The sequence below is a fragment of the Myxococcus sp. XM-1-1-1 genome (genome assembly GCF_020037095.1).
Classification (GTDB): Bacteria; Myxococcota; Myxococcia; order Myxococcales; family Myxococcaceae; genus Myxococcus; species Myxococcus fulvus.
In genome coordinates this window covers 898,930-920,010 of sequence record NZ_JAIQDH010000002.1, presented here as the reverse complement: position 1 = coordinate 920,010, position 21,081 = coordinate 898,930, and the positions used below count along the sequence as shown (strand labels likewise).

The following is a 21,081-nucleotide window of genomic DNA, read 5'->3' as shown; positions in this document are numbered from 1 at the left end:
GTGACTCGGGCTCTTCGTCACGGCCCATCAAGCCCCTGCGCCAGGCCGGATGAAGACTCACGACATGGCGAGGCGACAAGGGTTTCAGGATGACCGCGGTCGTACGCGGCCCTGAGCCCGTGACTCGGGCTCTTCGTCACGGCCCATCAAGCCCCTGCGCCAGGCCGGATGAAGACTCACGACATGGCGAGGCGACGAGGGCTTCGCGATGATCGCGGTCATGCTCTGCCTCGAGACATCCACTCAGGCACGGCGCCGTGGACCCGAGGTCCGCGCGCCGTGCCGGAGGTCCTGCTCACTACCTGTGACGGTGACGGTTGTGACCGGGGTGGATGCGGTCGTGCTCGGACTCGAGCCGCTCGGCGATGCGCATCAGGTCCAGCAGGGCCACGCGGTCGTTCTGCGCCTTGTAGATGTGCTCCAGGCGCGGCATGAGGTCCAACGCGAGGTGCAGGTCCTTGTTCTCCTCCGCCCACGCCAGCAGCGTCCGGGCGGCCGTGGCGGCCACGCCGTGCGTCTGGAGGTGGATGAGGCCGTCGACGGCCAGGATGCGAGCAATCGGAGAGCGGCTCGTGTCCTCGGACAGCTTGACCAGGTCCGTCGCCGCCTCGTCCTTCTCGCCCTTCGCCGCGCGCACCATCGCGCGCGAGATGCCCTTGCGGTCCGGCAGGAAGAACTCCTCCATCTCCGCGAAGGACTCCGCGTGATTCACGTGGCCCGAGCGCGCGAGCAGCTCCGCGAGGCGGTCGAACAGCTCCGCGTCCTTCTCGGAGAACGGCGCCAGCGCCTCCTGCATGAAGCGCTCCTGGGGCAGGCCCTTGTCATCCACGGGCAGCCGCGCGCGCAGGCTGGTCATCCGCTCGAAGGCCGCGCTCACCGGCGCATCCGTCTTGCCGTTGAGCAGCTCCAGCAGCGACTTCATGAGCGACGCCAGCGTGTCCGTCATCTCATGCGGCGCCACGCGGTCCGGCAGCCAGCGGCGCCACAGCTCCACGGGAGCGGCGACGACGAAATCCTTGAAGGGCCCGGTGCCCTTCCACTTCGACTTCCACTGCTGGGCGATGCCCAACGGGAAGGTCGACTCCGACAGCTTCCGGAAGTCCTCCTCCGTCACCGGGATGCCGTAGTGGCCGAGCGTCCCGAGCAGGGCCTCCGTCGAGAACTCCTTGAGACCCTTCTGCTGCCAAGCCTTGTCCACGCGCTGCGTGCTCACCTGGTTCTCCGCTGCCCCTGGGCGCCGGCCATCGGCGCATGCGGTCTTCTAGCGGAACCCGGGCCCACAATGCATGGCCCTCGTACGCCCGCCGTCACGCGGCCGACGGCGCGGGCGCCACCTTCGGAACAGTGGGCCAGAGGGTGGGATTGCGCCGCCCATCCTCCACCCGACGCGCGAGATAGGGCTCACAGCCCCTCGCCTCGAAGGCCTTCTTCCACGCGGAGAAGCCGCCGCCCGCCCGCCAGGCATCCATCGCCGCCAGCCCACCCTCGGGACCACACTGGGCCAGCATGTACTCCACCCAGGCCCAGCGTGCGGACGTGGGACGCACCTCCGCGCGTCCCCGCAGGCCCTTGCGCAGCCGCTCCAGCCGGTTCTCCACCTCGCGGATGCCCGCGAAGGGCGCGCCGTCCAGCGGCGTGTTCCGCTTGGCCACGAAGGGTGCCACGCCCAGCGCCACGGGGAGGATGCGCGACAGCTCCGCCGTGAAGCGGATCAACTCGTCGATGTCCGTCTCGTCCTCGAACGGAAGGCCCACGACGTTGTACACCTTGAGCTGCTTCATGCCGGCGGTCCGGGCATACCCGGCCGCGCGCACAATCTGTTCCTCGGAGTGCTTGCGGTCCACCATGTCCCGCATCCGCTGCGAGGCCCCGTCGGCCGCCACCGTCAGGTTCGTCGCCCCGCCCCGGCGGAGTTGATCCACCAGCTCCTGCGTCAGCCGATCCGCCCGGAGCGACGACACGCCCACCTCGCGCCCCGAGTCCACGAGGGTGCGCAGCAGCTCGACGATGCGCGGGTGGTCCGTCACCGCCGCGCCCACCAGGCCCACCCTCTTGGCGTTCTCCGGGATGAGCGACAGCACCCGCTCGGGCGGCACCGTCCGCATGCCCCCGTTGGTGGTGCGCCGCATGACGCAGTAATGGCACCCGCGAGAGCAGCCGCGCTCCGGCTCGATGAGGAACATCGAGCGCAGCTCCGTGTGCGGCGTGATGATCTGCGAGCGGGCGGGCAACCGCGAGTCCGTCGCCCGGGCCACGTGGTAGCGCGCCCCTCCCCTGCCCGGCACCCGGAAGCCGGGGATGCGCGCCAGATGATCCAACAGCGCCTCGCGCTCCATGGAGGCCGCGGCCTCCACCAGGACGTGGATCAGCTCCTCGGACTCGCCCTGGACGAGCACGTCGACAAAGGGCTCCAGCGGATCCGGGTTGGAGAACGTCAGGGGCCCACCGGCGACCACCAGCGGATGGCGACCATCCCGGCGCTCCTCCGCCAGCACGGGCAGCCCGGCGAGCTCCAGCAGCGAGAAGAACCCCGTCAGCTCCAGCTCGTACGCCACCGAGAACGCCAGCATCTGGAAGCTGGAGACCGGGGCCTGGGACTCCCAGGTGAACAGCGGCGTGCGCGTCTTCTTGAAGGCCTCCACGTCATCCGGGAGGAACACACGCTCGGCGGTGGCACCGGGGTGCTGGTGGATTTCCCGGTAGATGGCCTGGAAGCCCAGCGAGCTCATGCCCACGTGGTAGGGGCTCGGGTAGCAGAGCGCCACGCGGAAGGGCGCGTCCTTGTAGAGGGTGCCCTCTTCGTCGTCCAGCAGCGAGCGGACGTGGTGGATGAGTGAGTAACGGCCCTCCATGTGCCTCCAGTGGGTACTGCCTCCAAACACCGCGGCCCCGACAATCCACTCCCTGAGGAGGGCTGCCGGGGCCGCGAGGCGCCACCCAGGCGGGTGGCGCTGTTCAGCGATGGACGACTACTTGAACGACGGGACCGGCTTCGACGGCACGCAGATCGCCGTCGTCGCGCTCACCTGGAGGCACTCCGTGGCGAAGTCCGGGTTCAGGTTCGCGTTGGTCGCGCACGAGGTGGCATCGGACGGGTCGCAGGCGACCGCCGGCCACATCGAACGGATGGCGTAGTTCGAGGTGCACCCATTGCGCGTGTACTTCACCTGGCCACGCAGCTGCGTACCCGGCGTCGACGGCGCCGCGTACACCTGGATGTTGCTGAACTCGTAGCTGATGGTCGTCGCCGGAAGCGTCTGGGTGGCCGCGGCGTTGACCGAGGCAACCGAGAGCGTCTCCGCCGTGCAGAACTCATCCGCGTCCGGCTCGGTGTCGAACCGGCCCAGCGCCGTCTGATCCGTCGTGGGGCCCGGGTCGCGGTTCGCGATGGACGCCACGCCCTGCGGACGCAGGGTGAGCAGCGAGTTGCTCAGGTCATCCGGATCGCTGAACTTGTAGACGCCCACCAGCTCACCGACGGGAGCCCGCAGTTCACAACCCACGCCATTGGCATCGACAGGGTCGTCGATGGGGTCATACCGGGTCGCCCAGCTCGCGCTGTCCTGCACGAAGCAGGGAGCCTCGGGCTGGTCGAAGTTGCAACCCGTCAGCAGACCCGCCGTGCCAACAAGGACCATTGCCGCATTGAAGATGTTCTTGGTCATGTGACTTGAAATCCTGGTTCCGTGAATGGCCAGTGACTAGAACGTGTACCGGACACCAAGGCGCATCTGGCGCGGCGGCTGGTAGCTGGTCGGGTTCTTGAAGTTGGGGTTGACGTCGTTCTCGACCGTGCCGAACGGCTCGTCGCGCTCCTCGCCGGCCTGCCACTGGACGTTGCCAGGGAGGTCGGACGGCTTGCCGCCCGCGATGGGCTGCACGGAGAGCAGGGTGTACGTCTGGTCGACCGTGCTCACGCCCTGGAAGTTGAACAGGTTGAACACGTCCAGGGTGACGGAGATGACGCTGTCCTTGCTGACGCGGTAGTTGACGCCGATGTTGGAGTCAATGACGTTCAGCCAGGGCGTACGACCACCCGCGCCACGAGGGAGGACGAAGGACTCGTCCGGACCGTAGAGCGAGTGCGCGCCGAAGTAGTTGATCGGCGAGCCGGAGTTGCCGCGGTAGGACAGACCCAGGCTGGCGGACAGCTCGTTCGTGAAGTTGAACTCCTTCGCGCCGAACACCTTGATCTGGTGCGTACGGTCGAACGGCAGCGGACCCGTGCGGTTGGCCAGGAGGCTGACGAGGTCGAAGTCCGACAGGATGTTCGGGTCGAGCTGAGCGGTCTCCGGGCGGAACAGACCGGGGTAGTTACCGTTCAGGCGGGACCAGGTGTAGTTCGCCGCGGCGAGCCAACCATCCGAGAACGTACGGTTCAGGTAGACCGTGACGTTGTCGTAGTTACGCTCCGGCTTCGGGAACTCCTTGGCGAAGCCGCTGCCCGGGTTGCCGAGGAAGTACGACGCACCGTCATCGCGGCTCATGTCCTCGATGACCATGTTCATGTTGCGGTGCGTGTAGCTGGCGCCCACGCGGGTGTTGGCGATGAGCTCGTACTCAGCGCCGACCACCAGCTCGTTGGACGACTGCGGCTTGATGTCCGGGTCGATCGGCTCGTTCTCGACCTTGCCACCCGTGTAGAGGCGGTTCGGGTTGCGGTTGCTCTCGGGCTGCGCGAGCACGTAGGCCGGGTCACGGCACTCCGTCTGCTGGCTCTGGCGGTCCGTGGGGTTGCAGCCCGCCTGCGTGTCCGACGCGAGCGCGCGGCGGGCCTCGTAGCGACGCTCACCCGGGAACGCGCGGTCGAGCATGTTCAGGGGAACCTGCTCGTAGTAGCGAGCGAAGTTCACGAAGAACTTGGTGCGGCCGTTGGCGAACGGGTCGACGATGGCGCCGAGGCGGGGCGACCACTGGTTGCCCATGATGAGCGCCAGCTCGCCGTCGCCGCCGTACATCGCCTGCACGTCGTAGCGCACGCCGAGGTTGAGCGTGACGCGGTTGGCGATGGACCAGGAGTCCTGCAGGAAGCCACCGACCGTGGTGCTGGTGGTCTTCGACTGCTGGGTCAGCTGGGTGATGGGGCTGTCGGGCGAGGCCTGGTAGCCGTAGCGACGGTAGTCCTGCACCGCGCCGCCGGAGTAGGGCTGGCCGTTGAGCGTCGCGCCCGCATACGGAGCGGACTCACGGAAGTACACGCCACCGCCGTACGCCTTGAGCTGGTCGTAGGACAGGAACTCCGCGTCCGCACCGGCCTTCAGCACGTGGGTGCCGAGCGCGTTGAGCAGGTAGGTGGCCTTCGCGTTGAACTGGTAGCGATCCAGCTTCGAGTCGTTCATGTAGCCCGGGCCACCGACCGTGTAGCCGATGACGGGGCAGCGCTCGACAACGACGGGATTGCCGTCCTCATCGACCGTCTCGAACGGGGCGCAGGCGCCCTCCTGCCCGGCGGGCAGGGCCTCGAGGTCCGCCAGGGAGCGCTGGCTGGTGTACTGGAAGCGGGAGTAGCCCGCGAGGCCCTCGGAGGAGCCCAGCTTGCTGCCGTCCGCCGGCAGGGTGGACGCCGTCTGGTGGAACCAGCCGGCCGTCGCGTCGACGAGGACCTTCTTGTCCATGAACGCGCCGCCGTACTTCAGGGCGACGGACGTGGCGTTCGCGTTCGTCTCCGTGAAGGCGAAGTCGCCCGGACGGGAGAAGATCGCGCCCGGCAGACCACCGGACTGCGGGTTGATGGACAGCTTGCCCATGCCACCCGTGGTCGTCGGCGTGCCGTTGAGGGCGAGCGAGACCGTGTGGTCCTGGTTGATGAGGTAGGTCAACTTACCCATGTACTGCACGGTCCGGGAGTCAGCGTAGTACTGACGATCCGAGCCCGCGATGGGGTCGACGACCGTGAAGCCCGTGTCGTCCGTGACCGTGTTGCCCTGCGCATCCAGGCGGATGGCGTTGAGCGTGCGGGTGTGCTGGTAGCGCGTGAAGGACGGCGCGAAACCGGCGAAGAACCACAGCTTGTCCTTGAGGATCGGACCACCGAGGGTGGCGCCGAAGTCGCCCATGTTCTTCAGCTCGTTGAGGCCGCTGATGACCGAGCCTTCCGACCGGATCGTCTTGCGGGTACCCTCGAACGTGCCAGGCGTCCAGTTGGCGAACACGGAGCCGTGGAACTCGTTGGAGCCCGACCGGGTCACCGCGTTGATGACGCCGCCCGTGGAGCGACCGAACTCCGGCAGGTAGCCGCCGGTGATGATGTTCACGTCCTGCACGAACTCGATGCTCATCGGGCTCGCGTTCACGCCGTAGGCCGGGTCGTTCGTGGACAGACCGTCCACCACGTAGCCGTTCTCAGGCGAGGTCGCGCCGTTGATGGAGACACCGTACTGGTCGTTCTGGGCGCCAGGCGCCAGCTCGGCCAGGGACTCGAAGGAGCGAGCCGCGCCGCTCTTGCCACCCGGACGGGCGACCGCGATGCGCTTGATGAACTCCTGATCCACGTTGACGCCCGTGGTCGTGGAGCCCACGTCGATGGTCGGCGGGGCGCCGACGATCTCGACCACCTCACCGAGGGACTCGGGGAGCAGCTCGACGTTGACGCGGATGGTGCGGTTCAGACGCAGCTGCACGTCCGACCGGGCGTAGGGCTTGAACTGCTCCTTCTCGAACCGCAGGGTGTAAACACCAGGCGGAAGCTGGGGAATACGGTAGTTGCCCTGTGCGTCGGAAACCACGGTCTGCTCACCCTGAAGGTTGGGCGAGGTCGCGGTTACCACCACGTCAGGAACAGGCTGCCGACTCTGAGCGTCGATGATCGTTCCGATCATCGTGCTCGACTGCGCGAAAGCCGCCGATCCATAAAGCAGACCTGCGGCCAGGACAACTCCGGTTTCCCGGAGCACTCGGTTCAAGTGCATACCAGACCCCTCCAAGGTGGGCTGCAACCGAAAATGACTGGGGAAAATATCCGAGGTCGAGCAGTTGTCAATAGACCGTTGCTTTTTGGTAACCAGTGGGGCAATTGCGCGATCACGTCAGTTACCCTTGACCGTGCTCACTTGAACCCGGAACGCGTTTCTGTATGGTGGCGCGCCCTTTCAGCCGGGGGTGGCGTGGTGGGTGTCCACTGGTGAAGAGGAGTCTAGTACATGTTTGATTCAGTCCTTGACCGCGGTCAGGCGCCCAAAGCGCGGTTCGGTGTGGGAACCACCATCTCGGTGATCCTGCATGTGGCGCTGTTCGTGGTGGCCTACGTTCTTTCGACGAGGCCTCCGGTCGAGGAGGAGAAGGAGATCGAGGTGACGCTGAAGGCCACCATGGCCCCGCCGCCTCCTCCGCCGCCGCCCCCTCCCCCGGCGGCGACCTCCAAGCCGAAGACGACCCCGAAGAAGCCCAAGAAGCCCGACGCCATCGTCCAGCCCAAGGAGATCCCGAAAGAGGTCCCCAAGGAGGTCGAGCCGACCGAGCAGCCGGAAGAGGCCGCCGAGGAGCCCAGTGAAGAGGCGGTCGAGGGCGGTGTCGAGGGTGGCGTGGCCGGTGGTGTCGTGGGCGGCGTCGTCGGTGGTGTGATCGGCGGCGTGGTCGGTGGACAGCTGGGTGGGACGGGCACGGAAGTGCTGCCGTTCGGTGCGGGCATGACCCGTCCGGAGAAGGTCTCGGGTCCGCAGCCCGAGTACACCCGCGAGGCGCTCGAGTCTCGCGTGCAGGGCACGATGATCGTCAAGTGCGTCATCACCGTGGAAGGCCGTGTGGAGCGCTGCCGAATCATCAAGCCCCTGCCCCACATGGAACAGGCCGTCATGGACGCCCTGACGTCGTCACGTTACAAGCCCGTCACGTTCCAGGGCCGTCCGGTCCAGGTGGATTACACCTTCACCCTGAATCTGAAGCTGCCGCGCTGATCCGGGCGCGCCGTAGAGAAGCACCGCCGACCACCCCGCGCTCGTGAGGAGGAGCGCTCCAAAGCCATGCAATTCACTCTCGTCGAAATCTGGGCACACACGGGCCTCTTCGCCCGTATGATCATCTTCACCCTGGCCATCATGTCGGTGGCGTCCCTGGTCGTGATGGCGGAGCGGATGATCGTCTTCCGCAAGACCCGGTCCGACAGCCGCAACTTCGCGGCCAAGATGGGTGCCATCCTGGCAAAGGGTGACCTGACCACCGCGGCCAACACGAACCTGGGCAAGGACGTGGGCCACCTGGGCCGGGTGATCAACTCCGGTCTGACGGCCTACCGCATCAGCCCCAACAACAAGGACGTGGCGGTGGAGTCCGTGGCCCGCGCGCTCGAGCGCCAGGCGCAGCGCGAGGTGCAGAGCATGAAGCGCGGCCTGGGCCTCCTGGCCACGGTCGGGTCGACGGCCCCCTTCGTCGGTCTGCTCGGCACGACGATGGGTATCGTCAACGCCTTCCAGCTCATGGCGGCGGCCGGCTCCGGCGGTCTGGGCACCATCTCGGCCGGTATCGCCGAGGCGCTCATCACCACGGCCTTCGGTCTGCTCGTGGCGATCCCCGCCGTGATGGCCTACAACTTCCTGCAGGGCTGGGTGGATGCTCGCGCGGTGGACATCAGCGAGTCCTCCAACGAGTTCCTCGACGTCGTGGCCCGCCACCTGGGCGGCGGCGCGCAGTCCTCGCACGCGGCCTGAGCAGTCACCGGCGAGCCCGGGGACGACCCGAGGCCCGCCTCCTGACGTGAACGCGGCTCCTGAACCTCGGGGCCCGCGACGCCACCTTGGGAAGGCGGGCTTCCACCATCCGGAAGCAGGTTAAACGCATGGGAATGTCAGCAGGCCCCAAGGGGGGCATCAAGAGCGACATCAACGTCACGCCGCTGGTGGACGTGGTGCTGGTGCTCCTCATCATCTTCATGGTCGTCACCCCCATGCTCCAGCGCGGCAAGTCCGTGGAGCTGCCCAAGGCCACCGAGATTGAAAAAGAGAAGGGCAAGGACTCGGACCCTCTCTACGTCTCCATCACCCCGGACAAGAAGGTGTTCGTGGAGAATGATCAGGTGGACGAGCAGGCCCTCCAGGACCGCATCGCGGAGGAGCTGGTGAAGGACCCGGGCAAGAAGATCCTGCTCAAGGGTGACAACACGGTGAACGTGGGCGACGTGCGCAAGGTGCTCGACGTGGCCCGCAAGGCCAAGGCGAAGCAGATCGCGCTCGGCGTCGAGGAGAAGAAGTAATGGCCGGCCACAAGCAGCGCCAGTGGGTGAAGCCGCAGTCGGCGCCCAACTCGGAGATCAACGTCACGCCGCTGGTGGACGTGGTGCTGGTGCTCCTCATCATCTTCATGGTCGTCACGCCCCTGCTGGAGAAGGACATCCTGGTGCGCGTGCCGGACACAGAGGTTGAGAACGAGCCTCCTCCCGAGGATCCGAACAACCAGCAGCTGGTGGTCCTGCTGGACAAGGACGGCAGCTACTCCATCAACACGGAGAAGGTGCCCGCGTCGGACTACATCAACCGGCTCAAGCGCATGCTGGCGGCGAAGAAGGCGGACGAGAAGGTCGTCTTCTTCATGGCGGACGACGCGACCAACTACGGGCGGCTCATCGCGGCCCTGGACGGCGCGAAGGCGGCCGGCGCGAAGGTGCTTGGCATGGCGACGGAGCTGCCGTCGAACGCCATCATCCAGGGCACGCAGGTGGACACGGGCACCCCGGCGCCCGCTCCCACGCCCTGACATCTCCCTCCCGGAGCCTACGCTCCGGGTTGGAGTCGCGGTTCACAATCAGAAGCTCGTCGGCTAGAGTCCACTCCTCATGGCCGACGAGCTTCTCGTCTTTGAACAGACCATCGAAGCCCTCTTCCTGCGCGCGCTGCACGGGCGGCTGACGCCTGCCTGCAAGCAGCGCCTGAAGCAGGCGGGGCTCGACGTGGACCAGAAGCTGCGTCCCGCCTACTCCTTCACGTCCTGGATGGCGTTCCTACGCATCGCCGCGGAGGAGCTGTTCCCCCAGGAGGCCGTCGCCCAGGGGACCTGGAAGCTCGGTGAGGCTTATATCGAGGGCTTCCGCGAGACGATGCTCGGCCGCGCGGTGCTGTCGCTGCTGCGGGTGCTGGGGCCTCGCCGGACGCTGATGCGGGCCACGCAGAACTTCCGGGCGGGCAACAACTACACCGAGTCGAAGCTGGTGGAGCTCACGCCCACCCAGTTCGAGCTGTGGATGAACGAGGTGGGCGACTACCCGGACTTCACGGCGGGCATCATCCACGCCGGCCTGCGAGTGGCCGGCGCCCAGGAGGTGCGCGTGGAGCCGTCAGGCTACGACGGCCACGCCTGCACCTATCGCATCAGCTGGAAGGAAGCCTCGGTCTCCTCGGGCGTGGCCGGCAGCGGCGACTCCAAGGCAGCCATGAGGTCCGGGTCCATCAGCTCCCTGTAGATGAACTCGGCGATGAGGCCGGTCACCATCCAGATGGGCAGGATGTAGAGCGACGTCATCTGCCCCATGATGGCGCCCGCGTCGCCGTAGTACCAGATGCGGTAGCCGGTGAGCCGCTCCAGGACCAGGCCGCTGAAGCCCTCGAACAGCAGGATGCCCACGCCATAGACGGCGGCCCGGAGGCTGGCGTGCTGGTAGAGCATCCAGCGGAAGACGGGCTCCACGAAGAAGAAGCAGGCGATGGCGTAGATGAAGAACATCCACAGCGAACACTGCCCGTAGGCGGTGACGGCGGGGGTGTCCCAGATGGCGTTGAGCCCCAGGCGGTCATCCACCCGCCACTGGAACTGGAAGAGCGAGCCGAGGACGGGCACGTCCCGGGATACGCGCACCAGGTTGTAGAAGAAGATCTCCGAGCTGATGCCCACCATGCCGTAGAGGCAGAAGCGGAACATCGCGAAGGCGACCTTCATCCGCTGACCCCGCTTCATGTCTGCCCGGCGGATACGGACCGGACGACGCCGCTGAATCTCCTGCGACTCCATTTGCGTCATTCCCCCTGCGTTCCCCAACTCCCCGTCAAGCTACCCAAGGCGCACCCGCCCTGGCTAGAGGCCCCTTCACTTATCCAGTGAGTGTGGAACCCTGGTGTTCCTGGGGATGGGACAGGCATCCGCCCCAGGGGATTGGCTCTCCACGGGATTCTCCTCGGAGGGCTGGCGGTACGCGGGTTGCTCCACGCGGAGCCGGGCGATGCGGGAGGGGGACGGATGCTGGCGAGGGTGCGGTCGGGGGCGTTGATGGGCATCGACGCGGTGGTGGTGGAGTGCGAGGTCGACATGGCGCTCGGCCTCCCCTACTTCAACGTGGTGGGACTGCCGGAAGGCGCGGTGCGCGAGTCGAAGGTGCGCGTGGTCTCCGCGCTGAAGAACACCGGCTTCGAGCTGCCACAGAAGCGCGTCACGGTGAATCTGGCACCGGCGGACCTGCGCAAGGACGGCGTGGCGTTCGAGCTGCCCATCGCGTTGGGAGTCCTCGCGGCGGCGAAGCTGCTCGAGGAGGCCCCCCTGGGGCGCTATCTCTTCGGCGGGGAGCTGTCGCTCGACGGCACGCTCAAGCCCATCAAGGGCGTGCTGCCGCTCGCGGTGGCCGCGCGGGACAAGGGCTTCGAGGGGGTCATGGTGCCCGCGGCCAACGCGGCCGAGGCCGCGCTCGTCGAGGGCTTGAGTGTGTTGCCCGTGACGAGCCTGCGCGAGGCGGTGGACCACCTCACCGGGACGCGCGTCATCCCTCCCTTCTCTCGTCAGGGTGTCTCGCATCCGGTGGGCCGTGGACGCGCGGAGCCGGACATGGCGGACGTGAGGGGACAGCCCGACCTCAAGCTGGCGTTGGAGCTGGCGGCGGCGGGCGGGCACAACGTGTTGATGTGCGGCCCCCCCGGCTCGGGCAAGACGATGCTGGCGCGCAGGCTGCCCGGCATCCTTCCGGCGATGACCTTCGCCGAGTCACTCGAGGTGACGAAGGTCTACTCGGTGTTGGGGCTGCTCAACGAAGGCCACGCCCTGGTGCGCGAGCGTCCGTTCCGCGCGCCCCACCACACGCTGTCCGACGCGGGGCTCGTGGGAGGTGGCCCCCTGGCCCGTCCTGGAGAGCTGTCGCTGGCGCACCACGGCGTCCTGTTCCTCGACGAGCTCCCGGAGTTCCGTCGCAACGTGCTGGAGGTGCTGCGACAACCGCTGGAGGAGGGAATCATCCACCTGGCGCGCGCCAACCAGAACATCAGCTACCCGTGCCAGGTGATGCTGGTGGCGGCGATGAACCCCTGCCCTTGCGGCTACTTCAACGTGCCGGGACACACCTGCACGTGTCCGGAGCACCGCGTGTTCGACTACCACGCCCGCGTCAGTGGCCCGCTGTTGGACCGCGTCGACATCACCTTGCAGACCCGGCCGGTGGAGTACCACCACCTCGCGCGCGCGGAGGCGAAGGAGTCCTCCAGTCGCCACCATCGGGAGCGCGTGGAGGCCGCGCGGCAACGTCAGCGTGAGCGGTACCGGGACGAGCCGAGCGTGCACTGCAACGCGCAGCTGCCGTCCCACCTGCTGCGGCGTCACTGCGTCCTGAGCCCCGGCGCAGAGCGGATGCTGGAGCTGGCGGTACGGCGCCATGGGCTGTCCGCGCGAGCCCATGACCGGCTCCTGAAGCTCGCCCTGACTCGCGCGGACCTGGAGGACCACGGACGCATCGAGGACGTGGACATGCGGCTCGCCATCGACTCCAGGGCGCTGGACCGACGAGGCTGGCTGCACTCGAACACCCAGGGAGGTCCCCCTCCCCTTCGTTCAGGCGCGGGCGGGCGGTGGAGACCGCCCGCCGCCGATGGGTCCCTGCCCAGTGCCCGAGGCGTCAGGCCTCAGTGGGTCGACGGAGGAGACAGCTCATTCGAGGAGGAGACGAGGCGCGACGCCCCCTCCGTGTCATCCGTGGGGGCCCCCTTCCCGTCCGGCGACGAGGCCACGAGCGTGAGCTGATCCAACCTGGGCGCGGGGCCGGTGATGATTCGGGCCGACTTGCCGAACGTCAGATAGGAGTAGGCCCAGTTGAGCATCACCGCCAGCTTGCTCCTGAAGCCGATGAGGAACATCAGGTGGATGAACAGCCAGGCGCCCCACGCGGGCAGCCCTGTCTGTTTGAAGCGCCGGAAGGCGATGCCCACGGCGTGGCCACGGCCAATCACCGCGTAGGAGCCCCTGTCCCAGTACTTGAAGGGCACCATGGGTTCCCCGCGCAGCCGGCGCAGGATGTTGGCCGCCGCGTGCTTGCCCTCCTGCATCGCGGCGGGCGCGAGCCCCGGCACGGGCGTGCCGTCCTCTTGATTGAGCGAGGCCAGGTCTCCCACGACGAAGACGTCCTCGTGACCGGGGACGGTCAACTCAGGCGTCACATGCACGCGCCCCGCGCGGTCCAGCGGCACACCGAGCGAACGAGCCACCGGCGAGGCTGCGACACCGGCGGCCCAAATCACGGTGCGGGCCGCGATGAACTCCGTGCCGATGTAGACGCCCGTCTCGTCGATGTTCGTCACCCGGGCGCCCGTGCGGACCTCCACCCCAAGCTTCTCCAACGTGCGACGCGCCTTGTCCGTCAGGTCGTCCGGGTAGACGGGCAGGACCTTGCCCAGGCCCTCGATGAGGATGATGCGCGCATCGCGCGGGTCGATGTTCTTGAAGTCGCCCGACAGGGACTTGCGGCTGATCTCCGCCAGTGAGCCCGCCATCTCCACGCCCGTGGGCCCCGCTCCGATGATGACGAAGTTGAGCAGGGCCTTGCGGATGCGAGGGTCCGTCTCACGCTCGGCCAGCTCGTACGCCAGCAGGACCCGGCGTCGAATCTCCACCGCGTCCTCGATGGACTTCAGACCCGGTGCATGGCGCGCCCACTGGTCATTGCCGAAATACGAGTGCGTCGCCCCCGTCGCGATGACGAGGTAGTCGTACTTCAGCTCTCCATCCGAGAGCAGCACCCGCTTCCCCGCGGTGTCGACACCCGTCACGTCCGCCAGCACCACCGCGACCCCCTGGGGTCCGAGCAGGGCCCGCAGCGGCGCGGCAATCTCGCTCGGGCTCAGCGTCGCCGTGGCCACCTGGTACAGCAGCGGCTGGAAGAGGTGGTGGTTGTGCCGGTCGACCAGGGTGAGACGGACCGGCGCCTTGGCGAGCTGCTGCGCGGCCCGAAGCCCGGCGAACCCGCCGCCGAGGATGACCACATGGGGCATGTCTTCGCGTTGGGTTTTCACGAGCGAAAGGTCATGCCGCCCCTTCCAAACTTCAACGCAAAGCGCCGTGAATTCAGCAGACGGGCGAGCAGCCGCTCGCTCATCCTGGAAATCCAGACGTGGGCTCGCCCTCCACCCCGTGAGACGCCCGCAGTCCCTCGCGGACGCCTCTCTTCATGTGTTCACAGGGAGTACCTCGCGGCATGCCTGTTGCTCTCTCCCGCGCCGATGCGTCGGGCGCCCCGCTCCGGGGCGACAGGGCGCAGCACGGACTCAAGGACAGGGCGGCGAGGGAGCGATGAGCAAGCTGACGGAGAAGCTGAAGGCAGTGGCGGCGGCGGTGGCGTCCATCGAGAAGCAGTTCGGACGTGGCTCGGTGATGACGTTGGGCGGGGACACGCAGGAGCACAAGGTCGCGGTGATTCCGTCCGGCTCGGTGGGGCTGGACCGGGCGCTCGGCGTGGGAGGCTATCCGCGGGGCCGCGTGGTGGAGGTGTTCGGCAACGAGTCGTCCGGCAAGACGACGCTCACGTTGCATGCGATTGCGCAGGTCCAGGCCGCCGGCGGCGTGGCGGCGTTCATCGACGCGGAGCATGCGCTCGACATCTCCTACGCGCGCAAGCTGGGGGTGCGGGTGGAGGAGCTGCTGGTGTCCCAGCCGGACACGGGTGAGCAGGCGCTGGAAATCACCGAGCAGCTCGTGCGCTCGGGAGCGGTGGACCTCATCATCGTGGACTCGGTGGCGGCGCTGGTGCCTCGCGCGGAAATCGAGGGTGAGATGGGCGACGCGCACATGGGTGTGCAGGCGCGGCTGATGAGCCAGGCCCTGCGCAAGCTCACGGGCGCGGTGAGCCGCTCGGGGTGCTGCATCGTCTTCATCAACCAGATTCGGATGAAGATTGGCGTGATGTTCGGCAACCCAGAGACCACCACCGGAGGGAACGCGCTGAAGTTCTACTCCTCGGTGCGCATGGAGATTCGGCGCACGGGCAACCTCAAGGAGGGAGACGCCGTGGTGGGCTCGCGGGCCCGGGTGAAGGTGGTGAAGAACAAGCTGGCCCCGCCCTTCCAGGAGGCGGAGTTCGATTTGTTGTACGGCAGCGGCATCCACCGCGCCGGGGAGGTGCTGGACCTGGGCGTGGCCACGGGACTCATCGACAAGTCCGGCAGCCACTTCAGTCTCCGAGGCGAGCGCATCGGCCAGGGAAGGGAGCGCGCCGCGGAGTGGCTGCGTGAGCACTCCGACACGATGGAGGCGCTGGCCCGGGAGCTCGCGGGGACACCGCCGCTCCCCTGCCCCTCGCCCGCCGTGGAAGCCGCCGCCTAGACGGAGCCGGTCAATGACTCCAGGGAGAGCGCCACCGGGTGCTGGCGCTCTCCGGCGCGCACGACCAGCCCGCCATCCGGGCCCGACTCCAACAGCGCTCCGAACTGGTACTGGCCATCTCGCGAGAAGCGCGCCTTGGCCCGGCCCTGCTTCACCCGACATGACAGGACGCCCGCGCCATCCACCTGGAGCGAGTCCAGCTCCAGGGCCTCGGCGGTGCGGTCACTCAAGCGGATGGACACACGTGCGTCCGGCGTGACGTCCACGGTCCGGACTTCGTACGCGGCGTCCTCGACCTGCACGTAGCACCAGTCCTGCCCGATGCGCAGTTGGTAGCGACCCTCGTCGTCCAGGATGAGAGAGGCGTTGAAGAGTTCGATGATTTTCGGGTGCTCGATGGGCTCGTCGTCATGCCACCAGCGCAGGGCGGCATCGAGGCGGATGCCGCTGTCCTCGCGAGTGTGCCAGCGCTTGCCGGCGGGGGGCTGTCCGGTGGGAGGTTGCATGGCTCTTCTCTATCTGCGCGCCCGGCCCGGGGGTTTCAACCCCTCGGGAGGCAGCGCCCTACCAGTTCCGGACAAGCTCCGTGTAGCCACGGAAGGCCACCGCGCCCCAGAAGTTCACCAGCACGCCCAGCACCAGCGTGCCCATCACCACGCGCTGGCGGAGCGACCAACCCCCGATGGCGAAGAGCAACAGGAGGTAGGGCGTGTAGTCGAGGCTGAAGCGGAAGCCGAACTGCATGTAGCCCGTGTTCTGGTAGAACAGACCGGGCAGCGCGCACACGGCCACGGTGAGCCACAGGGGCCAGTGAAGGCGAGGCCGCAGCTTCGGCACCAGCAGGAAGACGAGCAACGGCAGCGTCAGGAGCAGCGTGAGCCCGCGCGGGTCATACCCGAGCTTGAGCGGCGACAGCGACAGGGAGGGCCACTTGAGGAAGGCGGCCTCCAGGTTGCGCCCCAGGTATTCCCAGTGGAAGAGCCCCCACCGGTCGATGTCCACGTTGACGCGGTTGTTGAAGAGATACGCGTGGCCGAACTCGCTCAGGCGACCGAAGCGATACACGTTGTAGCCGGCGGCGAGCAGGCCCAGGGGCGCGGCCCCCAGGGCGAACAGGCCCACCTTCCTCGCGGCCTGCTTCCAGTGGCGCCCCAGTTCCTTGAGTTGCTGCAAGCGGGGCTCGGGGCCCGGACACAGGGCCTCCAGCACGAAGAAGAGCCCCGCGAAGAACAGCGGCGTGCGCGTGAGCGTCGCCATGGAGAAGAACACACCCGCCAGGACAGGACGGCGGGCCCGCAGTGCATTGCGCACATAGAGGCAGGTGAGGGCCACGCCCATGACCTCGGCGCTGAACCACACCTCGCCACGGATGGCGCAGTAGAAGAACAAGGTCCCGAAGGCGAGCGTCAGCGCGAGCACGACGTTCTCGTCGCGGGTGCGCGCCGTCTCGCCTTCCCGGGCAAGGAAGCGCAGCAACGAGTAGAACAGCGCCACCGCCAGCGCGCCGATGATGACGCCGAAGGAGGTGTCGTTGAACTGGTACCCGTGCAGCGCGACGAAGGGCAGCATCGCCACGGCGGGGAACGACGGGAAGCTCACGAACCAGCGGTCATCGGGCAGCGGCCGGCCCTCGCAGCGGACCTTCTGGCCATTCACCTGCCGCACACAGGCCCAGTCCTCCAGGTTCGGAAGCACCTGGGGGTCCACGTCCAGCCGCCCCTCCAGCCACCCCTGCGCCTGGTAGATGAAGTGCGGCGCGGCGCTCTGGCGCAGGAAGCGCTGCGAGCTGAAGCTGGCGAGCACGACGAACGCCACCAGGAACAACAGCACCTCCACCCGGTAGGCCGCGAACCACACGCGAAGGACGGCGCCGACCGAGCCTCCACTGCCCACGGGCCCGGCCACCCCTTCGGTGACGGCGGGAGCGGCGGGCTCCACGGGCGCGGTGGCGGCGGGCTCGACCGCGGGCGCGGGCCGAGGCTCGGGCATGGACGGCGCGGGGCGCTTGGACTTGGAGCGGCTCATGATTGGGCGGCGGTCAGCAGGTGCTGCCGCAGCATCTCCAGGGTGTGGGAGGCAGCGAAGAGGCGCACGCGCTCCCTGTCTCCGGAAAAGGACATGCGCTCGCACCGCGTGGCGAACCCCGGCCCCGCGAGCGCGCAATACACGGTGCCCACCGGGTCATCGGGCGTCCCGCCTCCGGGCCCCGCATACCCCGTCACCGCCAGGCCATATGTGGCGCCGCAGGCGGCACGCACACCCTCGGCCATGGCCACGGCCGTCGGAGCGGAGACCGCGGTATGACGCTCGAGCACTTCGGTGGGGACGCCCACCCAGGCGGTCTTCATCTTCTCCGAGTAGACCACCGCGCCACCGATGAAGACGGTGCTCGACCCCGGCACCGCCGTCAGCCGCTGGGCGATGAGGCCTCCCGTGCAGCTCTCCGCCGTGGCCAGCGTGGCCCCGGCGCGCCCCAGCGCCGACAGCAGCGCGGGCGCGTACTCCTCGCCGTCCGCGGCGAAGACATGCCGCCCCAGCAGGCGACGACACTCGGCCTCCACCGCGGCCAGGGCCTGGTCGGCCTCGGCCTGCGTGGGCGCCTCCGCCATCAGCTTGAGGTGGTTCTCCGGCGCGTGCGTTCGGAAGCCGAACACCACCCTGGGGTGGCTGGGCACGAGGGGCGCCACGGCCAGGTCCAGTTCGGACTCGGGGATGCCGACGGTGCGCAGCAGCCGGAAGGCCCGGAACAGACGGCCCGGCCTCGACTCCAGCTCCGCGCGGATGCGCGGCAGCACCTCGTTGTCCAGCAGGGCCCGATATTCGCGCGGCACCCCTGGCAGGAAGAACAGGCGACAGCGCCCCAGCGTGAGCACGACGAGCGGCGCGGAGCCCGCGGGATTGCGCACCGGCTCGGAGCCACGGGGGATTCGCGCCATGCGCAGCGCGCTGGGATTGATGGGGATGCCCCGCGCCGCGTAGCGCTCGCGCAGCCACTCCAGGACCCGGGCGTCCTCCTCCAACGGAACCCCCGCGGCGGCCGCGGCACACTCCAGGGTGAAGTCATCCGCCGTGGGGCCCAGCCCGCCGGAGACCACCACGACATCCGCTCGCGCCGCGGCCTCGAGCAGCGTCTGGGTGATGTCCGGTCGGACGTCCCCGACGAGCACCACCCGCTCCACCTTCACGCCCAGGTCGAAGAGCCGGGCCTCCAGGTAGGTGCTGTTCGTGTCCGTGATGAGGCCGGTGACCAGCTCGTCACCCGTGCACAGCAGTTCGACCCGCATGGGGCGCGCATCCTAGCGACACGCGAGGACCTCGGCACGGACGGATGCGTCTTCGGGCCCTGCCCTCCAGGCGGGAAGCCGGCCGGGTGTCTGGCAGCCTCCACCCTGGACCCGGCTGGCGAGCGGGCCACACCCCCCGGGACGGGCCGGGCAGGACGTGCTGCCCGGCGGCGGCCTGGGGACCTCAACTCAGAGGAAGGCGGGTCCGTTGCTGCGGGGACCTTCGCCGTCCTCGGACTCCTCGTCGTCGTCCTCGTCATCGATGACGCCAGCGACGGCCGCGGAGCCCGCGGCGAGCTTGCGCGCGGCCAGGTGCGTGCGCACCTGCACCGCGGACTCCACCAACCCGAGCGCGAGGTAGGCGCCACAGCAGGCCACCAGCAACCAGGCGGGATGATACTGCGTCGCGATGGCCACACCGGCGGCCACCATCAACATGAACACGGCCGCGCTCTTCCGGTTGGGGCGGGTGTCCTTGAAGGTGCGGTAGCGCACCGTCGACACCATGAGCAGCGACAGGCCCGCCACCGCCACCGCCACCGGGACGTAGGCAGACTCGCGCAGAGACTCCCCCTGCGAGGCCACGTGATGGGAGATGATGACCGAGACGAGCATGCCCGCGGCGATCGGGATGGGCAGGCCCACGAAGAAGCTCCCGCCCCCCCCGTGGGGATTGCGCGCCGCCAGCACGTTGAAGCGCGCCAGCCGCAGCGCGCCGCACGCGGCGAACGCGAACGAGACGAACAGCCCCGCGAAGCCCAGGGGCGCCAGCGCCCACTTGTAGACCAGCAGCGCGGGAGCCGCCCCGAAGGAGACGACGTCCGCCAGACTGTCCAGCTGGACACCGAAGTCGCTCTGCGTCTTGGTCAACCGGGCGACGCGGCCGTCGAACCCGTCGAAGAACATCGCGAAGAAGATGGCCAACGCGGCCTGGTAGAGGTGGACCGGCTCCGCCTCGCCCGCGCACAGCGTGATGGCATAGAAGCCACAGAAGATGGACGTGACAGTGAAGAGGTTCGGCAGCACGAACATCAGTTTCCGTAACTTCATCGATCCCTCGACTTCCTCTGATGCCCATGAGTTCCTGGCAGCAGGACGGCCGGAGAACGAACCTTAGCAGGGTTTTATTCGAGGAACCGTCAGCCCCAGGGGTCGGCAAGGAGAGCAGGCGCGATGGGAGACGGGCGCTGGGTCGTGTGGGTGCTGGTCGCTGGCCTCGTCGTGGTGCTGGGGAATGTCCTCTGGGTGGCGCTGGTCCGGCGGTGGTACCGTCTACGCACGCCCCTTCCCCAGGCCTTCAAGGCACGGTGCGCGGACGGGTGGGAGGTGGCGGTCCATGTCCGGCGCGCGCCGGTGAGGCGCTTCGAGGAGCCGGTGCTCCTGTGCCATGGGCTGGCGGCCAACCGGTTCACGTTCGACTTCGAGCCCCCCTACTCCGTGGCCCACTACCTGGCCGAAGCGGGCTTCGACTGCTTCAGCGTGGAGTGGCGGGGCACCGGGCACTCACGCCTGCCACCGCGAGGGCGGCGGTACACCGACTTCACCATCGACGACCACATCCTGCAGGACGGGCCCGCGCTGCTGGAGCTGGCGCTGAATGAGACGGGCGCGAAGCGGGCGTTCTGGCTGGGGCACTCGCTGGGCGGGCTCGTCGGTTATGGGCTGGCCCAGGGGCCGGAGGGCAAAAAGCTCGCGGGGCTGCTCACGCTCGGCGCGCCCGTGCACTTCAAGTCCGAGCCGTTCCTGCGCACGCTCATCTCGCTCGGCGTGCGCGCCGCGTGGCCGGCCCGCTTCCGACAGGAGTGGATGAGCGCGAGCCTGGCGCCGTTCCTGGGCTACGTGACACTGCCCCTGTCCGACCTGGTGGTGAATCCGCTGCACATCCCTCCGCGCATCCAGCGGCAGGTGTACGCGAACATGATGTCGTCGATGAGCCGCAAGGTGCTGCTCCAGTTCCAGGACTGGATCGAGCACGATGCGTTCCGCTCGTTCGACCGCACCCGCGACTGGCGCGCGGGCATCGCCGGGCTCCAGCTGCCCATCCTCGTCATGGGCGGAAGCGCGGACCGGCTCGCCACCGCGGAGAACGTGGAGAGCCAGTTCGCCCTCGTCACCGCGCCGGACCGCACCCTCCACGTCTTCGGCAAGGACCACGGCGACGCGATGGACTACGGCCACGGAGACCTCGTGTTCGGCAAGGGCGCTCCCACGGAGGTCTATCCCGTCATCCGCGAGTGGCTCGAGAAGCATGCCACGCCGCTCGGCGCCTCCGCCGCGCCCCCGCCGCCCGCCTGAGCCGCCGCGTGCC

18 protein-coding genes are annotated in these 21,081 nt (G+C 68.2%); 8 read left to right on the top strand and 10 right to left on the bottom strand.

Translation table 11 applies throughout. The features are described from left to right. Nucleotides 1-298: 298 nt before the first annotated feature. The 4 genes from K8640_RS07705 to K8640_RS07690 form a co-directional block, all read right to left on the bottom strand. The gene (locus tag K8640_RS07705; RefSeq protein ID WP_194869177.1) at nt 299-1,213 is read right to left on the bottom strand and encodes a hypothetical protein; all 915 of its coding nucleotides are present in this window, start codon (nt 1,211-1,213) and stop codon (nt 299-301) included. A gap of 94 nt (nt 1,214-1,307) precedes the next feature. Then, nucleotides 1,308-2,852 (bottom strand): radical SAM protein, encoded by a 1,545-nt coding sequence (locus K8640_RS07700; protein WP_223746464.1) that lies wholly within the window; start codon nt 2,850-2,852, stop codon nt 1,308-1,310. Nucleotides 2,853-2,969: 117 nt separating this feature from the next. Continuing rightward, nucleotides 2,970-3,665, bottom strand: a complete 696-nt coding sequence (locus tag K8640_RS07695) for a hypothetical protein (RefSeq protein WP_223746463.1) — start codon at nt 3,663-3,665, stop codon at nt 2,970-2,972. A 36-nt stretch (nt 3,666-3,701) separates the two neighbouring features. Next, on the bottom strand, nt 3,702-6,908 hold the full coding sequence (locus K8640_RS07690; RefSeq protein WP_223746462.1) for a TonB-dependent receptor: 3,207 nt from the start codon (nt 6,906-6,908) through the stop codon (nt 3,702-3,704). A gap of 231 nt (nt 6,909-7,139) precedes the next feature. Between K8640_RS07690 and K8640_RS07685 the strand changes: the two genes are divergently transcribed. The 5 genes from K8640_RS07685 to K8640_RS07665 all read left to right on the top strand — a co-directional run bounded on the left by K8640_RS07685 (nt 7,140) and on the right by K8640_RS07665 (nt 10,387). Then, a complete protein-coding gene (locus tag K8640_RS07685; RefSeq protein WP_223746461.1) occupies nt 7,140-7,892 on the top strand; it encodes an energy transducer TonB in 753 nt (250 codons plus the stop codon). A gap of 66 nt (nt 7,893-7,958) precedes the next feature. After that, entirely contained in the window at nt 7,959-8,642 is a 684-nt protein-coding gene (locus K8640_RS07680; protein WP_141325234.1) for a MotA/TolQ/ExbB proton channel family protein, read from the top strand. A gap of 128 nt (nt 8,643-8,770) precedes the next feature. Continuing rightward, entirely contained in the window at nt 8,771-9,184 is a 414-nt protein-coding gene (locus K8640_RS07675) for a biopolymer transporter ExbD (protein WP_223746460.1), read from the top strand. After that, nucleotides 9,184-9,684 carry a biopolymer transporter ExbD gene (locus K8640_RS07670; RefSeq protein ID WP_046711534.1) on the top strand — a complete coding sequence of 167 codons (501 nt, stop codon included), beginning with the start codon at nt 9,184-9,186 and terminating at the stop codon, nt 9,682-9,684. Before K8640_RS07675 ends, K8640_RS07670 begins: the two co-directional genes overlap by 1 nt. A 79-nt stretch (nt 9,685-9,763) precedes the next feature. After that, complete coding sequence (locus tag K8640_RS07665) at nt 9,764-10,387, top strand: DUF2378 family protein (protein WP_074949874.1); 624 nt, start codon at nt 9,764-9,766, stop codon at nt 10,385-10,387. Here the strand turns inward: K8640_RS07665 and K8640_RS07660 are convergent. Beyond that, entirely contained in the window at nt 10,288-10,860 is a 573-nt protein-coding gene (locus K8640_RS07660; RefSeq protein WP_223746459.1) for a hypothetical protein, read from the bottom strand. The genes K8640_RS07665 and K8640_RS07660 overlap by 100 nt on opposite strands. A 297-nt stretch (nt 10,861-11,157) precedes the next feature. On the opposite strand from K8640_RS07660, the gene K8640_RS07655 reads away from it, so the two are divergent. Next, complete coding sequence (locus K8640_RS07655) at nt 11,158-12,918, top strand: YifB family Mg chelatase-like AAA ATPase (RefSeq protein ID WP_223746458.1); 1,761 nt, start codon at nt 11,158-11,160, stop codon at nt 12,916-12,918. Here K8640_RS07655 and K8640_RS07650 read toward each other — a convergent pair. Then, nucleotides 12,801-14,162: an NAD(P)/FAD-dependent oxidoreductase gene (locus K8640_RS07650; protein ID WP_223746457.1), complete on the bottom strand. Its 1,362-nt coding sequence runs from the start codon at nt 14,160-14,162 to the stop codon at nt 12,801-12,803. The genes K8640_RS07655 and K8640_RS07650 overlap by 118 nt on opposite strands. Nucleotides 14,163-14,460: 298 nt before the next feature. On the opposite strand from K8640_RS07650, the gene recA reads away from it, so the two are divergent. After that, complete coding sequence (recA, locus tag K8640_RS07645; protein WP_223746456.1) at nt 14,461-15,489, top strand: recombinase RecA; 1,029 nt, start codon at nt 14,461-14,463, stop codon at nt 15,487-15,489. Here the strand turns inward: recA and K8640_RS07640 are convergent. From K8640_RS07640 to pssA, 4 genes are all read right to left on the bottom strand, one after another. Continuing rightward, nucleotides 15,486-15,995, bottom strand: coding sequence for a DUF1285 domain-containing protein (locus K8640_RS07640; RefSeq protein ID WP_223746455.1), 510 nt, complete (start codon nt 15,993-15,995; stop codon nt 15,486-15,488). The two genes, recA and K8640_RS07640, sit on opposite strands and share 4 nt — an antisense overlap. Nucleotides 15,996-16,053: 58 nt before the next feature. Beyond that, nucleotides 16,054-17,514, bottom strand: a complete 1,461-nt coding sequence (locus K8640_RS07635; protein ID WP_223746454.1) for a hypothetical protein — start codon at nt 17,512-17,514, stop codon at nt 16,054-16,056. Further along, nucleotides 17,511-18,773 carry a CinA family nicotinamide mononucleotide deamidase-related protein gene (locus tag K8640_RS07630; protein ID WP_223746453.1) on the bottom strand — a complete coding sequence of 421 codons (1,263 nt, stop codon included), beginning with the start codon at nt 18,771-18,773 and terminating at the stop codon, nt 17,511-17,513. Before K8640_RS07630 ends, K8640_RS07635 begins: the two co-directional genes overlap by 4 nt. Nucleotides 18,774-18,962: 189 nt before the next feature. After that, on the bottom strand, nt 18,963-19,823 hold the full coding sequence (gene pssA, locus K8640_RS07625) for a CDP-diacylglycerol--serine O-phosphatidyltransferase (RefSeq protein ID WP_223746452.1): 861 nt from the start codon (nt 19,821-19,823) through the stop codon (nt 18,963-18,965). A 123-nt stretch (nt 19,824-19,946) separates the two neighbouring features. Between pssA and K8640_RS07620 the strand changes: the two genes are divergently transcribed. Then, nucleotides 19,947-21,068, top strand: coding sequence for an alpha/beta fold hydrolase (locus K8640_RS07620; protein ID WP_223746451.1), 1,122 nt, complete (start codon nt 19,947-19,949; stop codon nt 21,066-21,068). The last annotated feature ends 13 nt before the right edge of the window (nt 21,069-21,081 follow it).

Excerpts from the sequence above, each read along its gene's own strand:
- K8640_RS07650 (WP_223746457.1), bottom strand. The coding sequence starts at position 14,162 with ATGCCCCATGTGGTCATCCTCGGCGGCGGGTTCGCCGGGCTTCGGGCC.
- K8640_RS07685 (WP_223746461.1), top strand. The coding sequence starts at position 7,140 with ATGTTTGATTCAGTCCTTGACCGCGGTCAGGCGCCCAAAGCGCGGTTC.
- K8640_RS07620 (WP_223746451.1), top strand. The coding sequence starts at position 19,947 with ATGGGAGACGGGCGCTGGGTCGTGTGGGTGCTGGTCGCTGGCCTCGTC.
- K8640_RS07700 (WP_223746464.1), bottom strand. The coding sequence starts at position 2,852 with ATGGAGGGCCGTTACTCACTCATCCACCACGTCCGCTCGCTGCTGGAC.
- K8640_RS07675 (WP_223746460.1), top strand. The coding sequence starts at position 8,771 with ATGGGAATGTCAGCAGGCCCCAAGGGGGGCATCAAGAGCGACATCAAC.
- K8640_RS07655 (WP_223746458.1), top strand. The coding sequence starts at position 11,158 with ATGCTGGCGAGGGTGCGGTCGGGGGCGTTGATGGGCATCGACGCGGTG.
- K8640_RS07640 (WP_223746455.1), bottom strand. The coding sequence starts at position 15,995 with ATGCAACCTCCCACCGGACAGCCCCCCGCCGGCAAGCGCTGGCACACT.
- pssA (WP_223746452.1), bottom strand. The coding sequence starts at position 19,823 with ATGAAGTTACGGAAACTGATGTTCGTGCTGCCGAACCTCTTCACTGTC.
- K8640_RS07630 (WP_223746453.1), bottom strand. The coding sequence starts at position 18,773 with ATGCGGGTCGAACTGCTGTGCACGGGTGACGAGCTGGTCACCGGCCTC.
- K8640_RS07635 (WP_223746454.1), bottom strand. The coding sequence starts at position 17,514 with ATGAGCCGCTCCAAGTCCAAGCGCCCCGCGCCGTCCATGCCCGAGCCT.
- K8640_RS07660 (WP_223746459.1), bottom strand. The coding sequence starts at position 10,860 with ATGAAGGTCGCCTTCGCGATGTTCCGCTTCTGCCTCTACGGCATGGTG.
- K8640_RS07670 (WP_046711534.1), top strand. The coding sequence starts at position 9,184 with ATGGCCGGCCACAAGCAGCGCCAGTGGGTGAAGCCGCAGTCGGCGCCC.
- K8640_RS07690 (WP_223746462.1), bottom strand. The coding sequence starts at position 6,908 with ATGCACTTGAACCGAGTGCTCCGGGAAACCGGAGTTGTCCTGGCCGCA.
- K8640_RS07680 (WP_141325234.1), top strand. The coding sequence starts at position 7,959 with ATGCAATTCACTCTCGTCGAAATCTGGGCACACACGGGCCTCTTCGCC.
- recA (WP_223746456.1), top strand. The coding sequence starts at position 14,461 with ATGAGCAAGCTGACGGAGAAGCTGAAGGCAGTGGCGGCGGCGGTGGCG.
- K8640_RS07695 (WP_223746463.1), bottom strand. The coding sequence starts at position 3,665 with ATGACCAAGAACATCTTCAATGCGGCAATGGTCCTTGTTGGCACGGCG.
- K8640_RS07665 (WP_074949874.1), top strand. The coding sequence starts at position 9,764 with ATGGCCGACGAGCTTCTCGTCTTTGAACAGACCATCGAAGCCCTCTTC.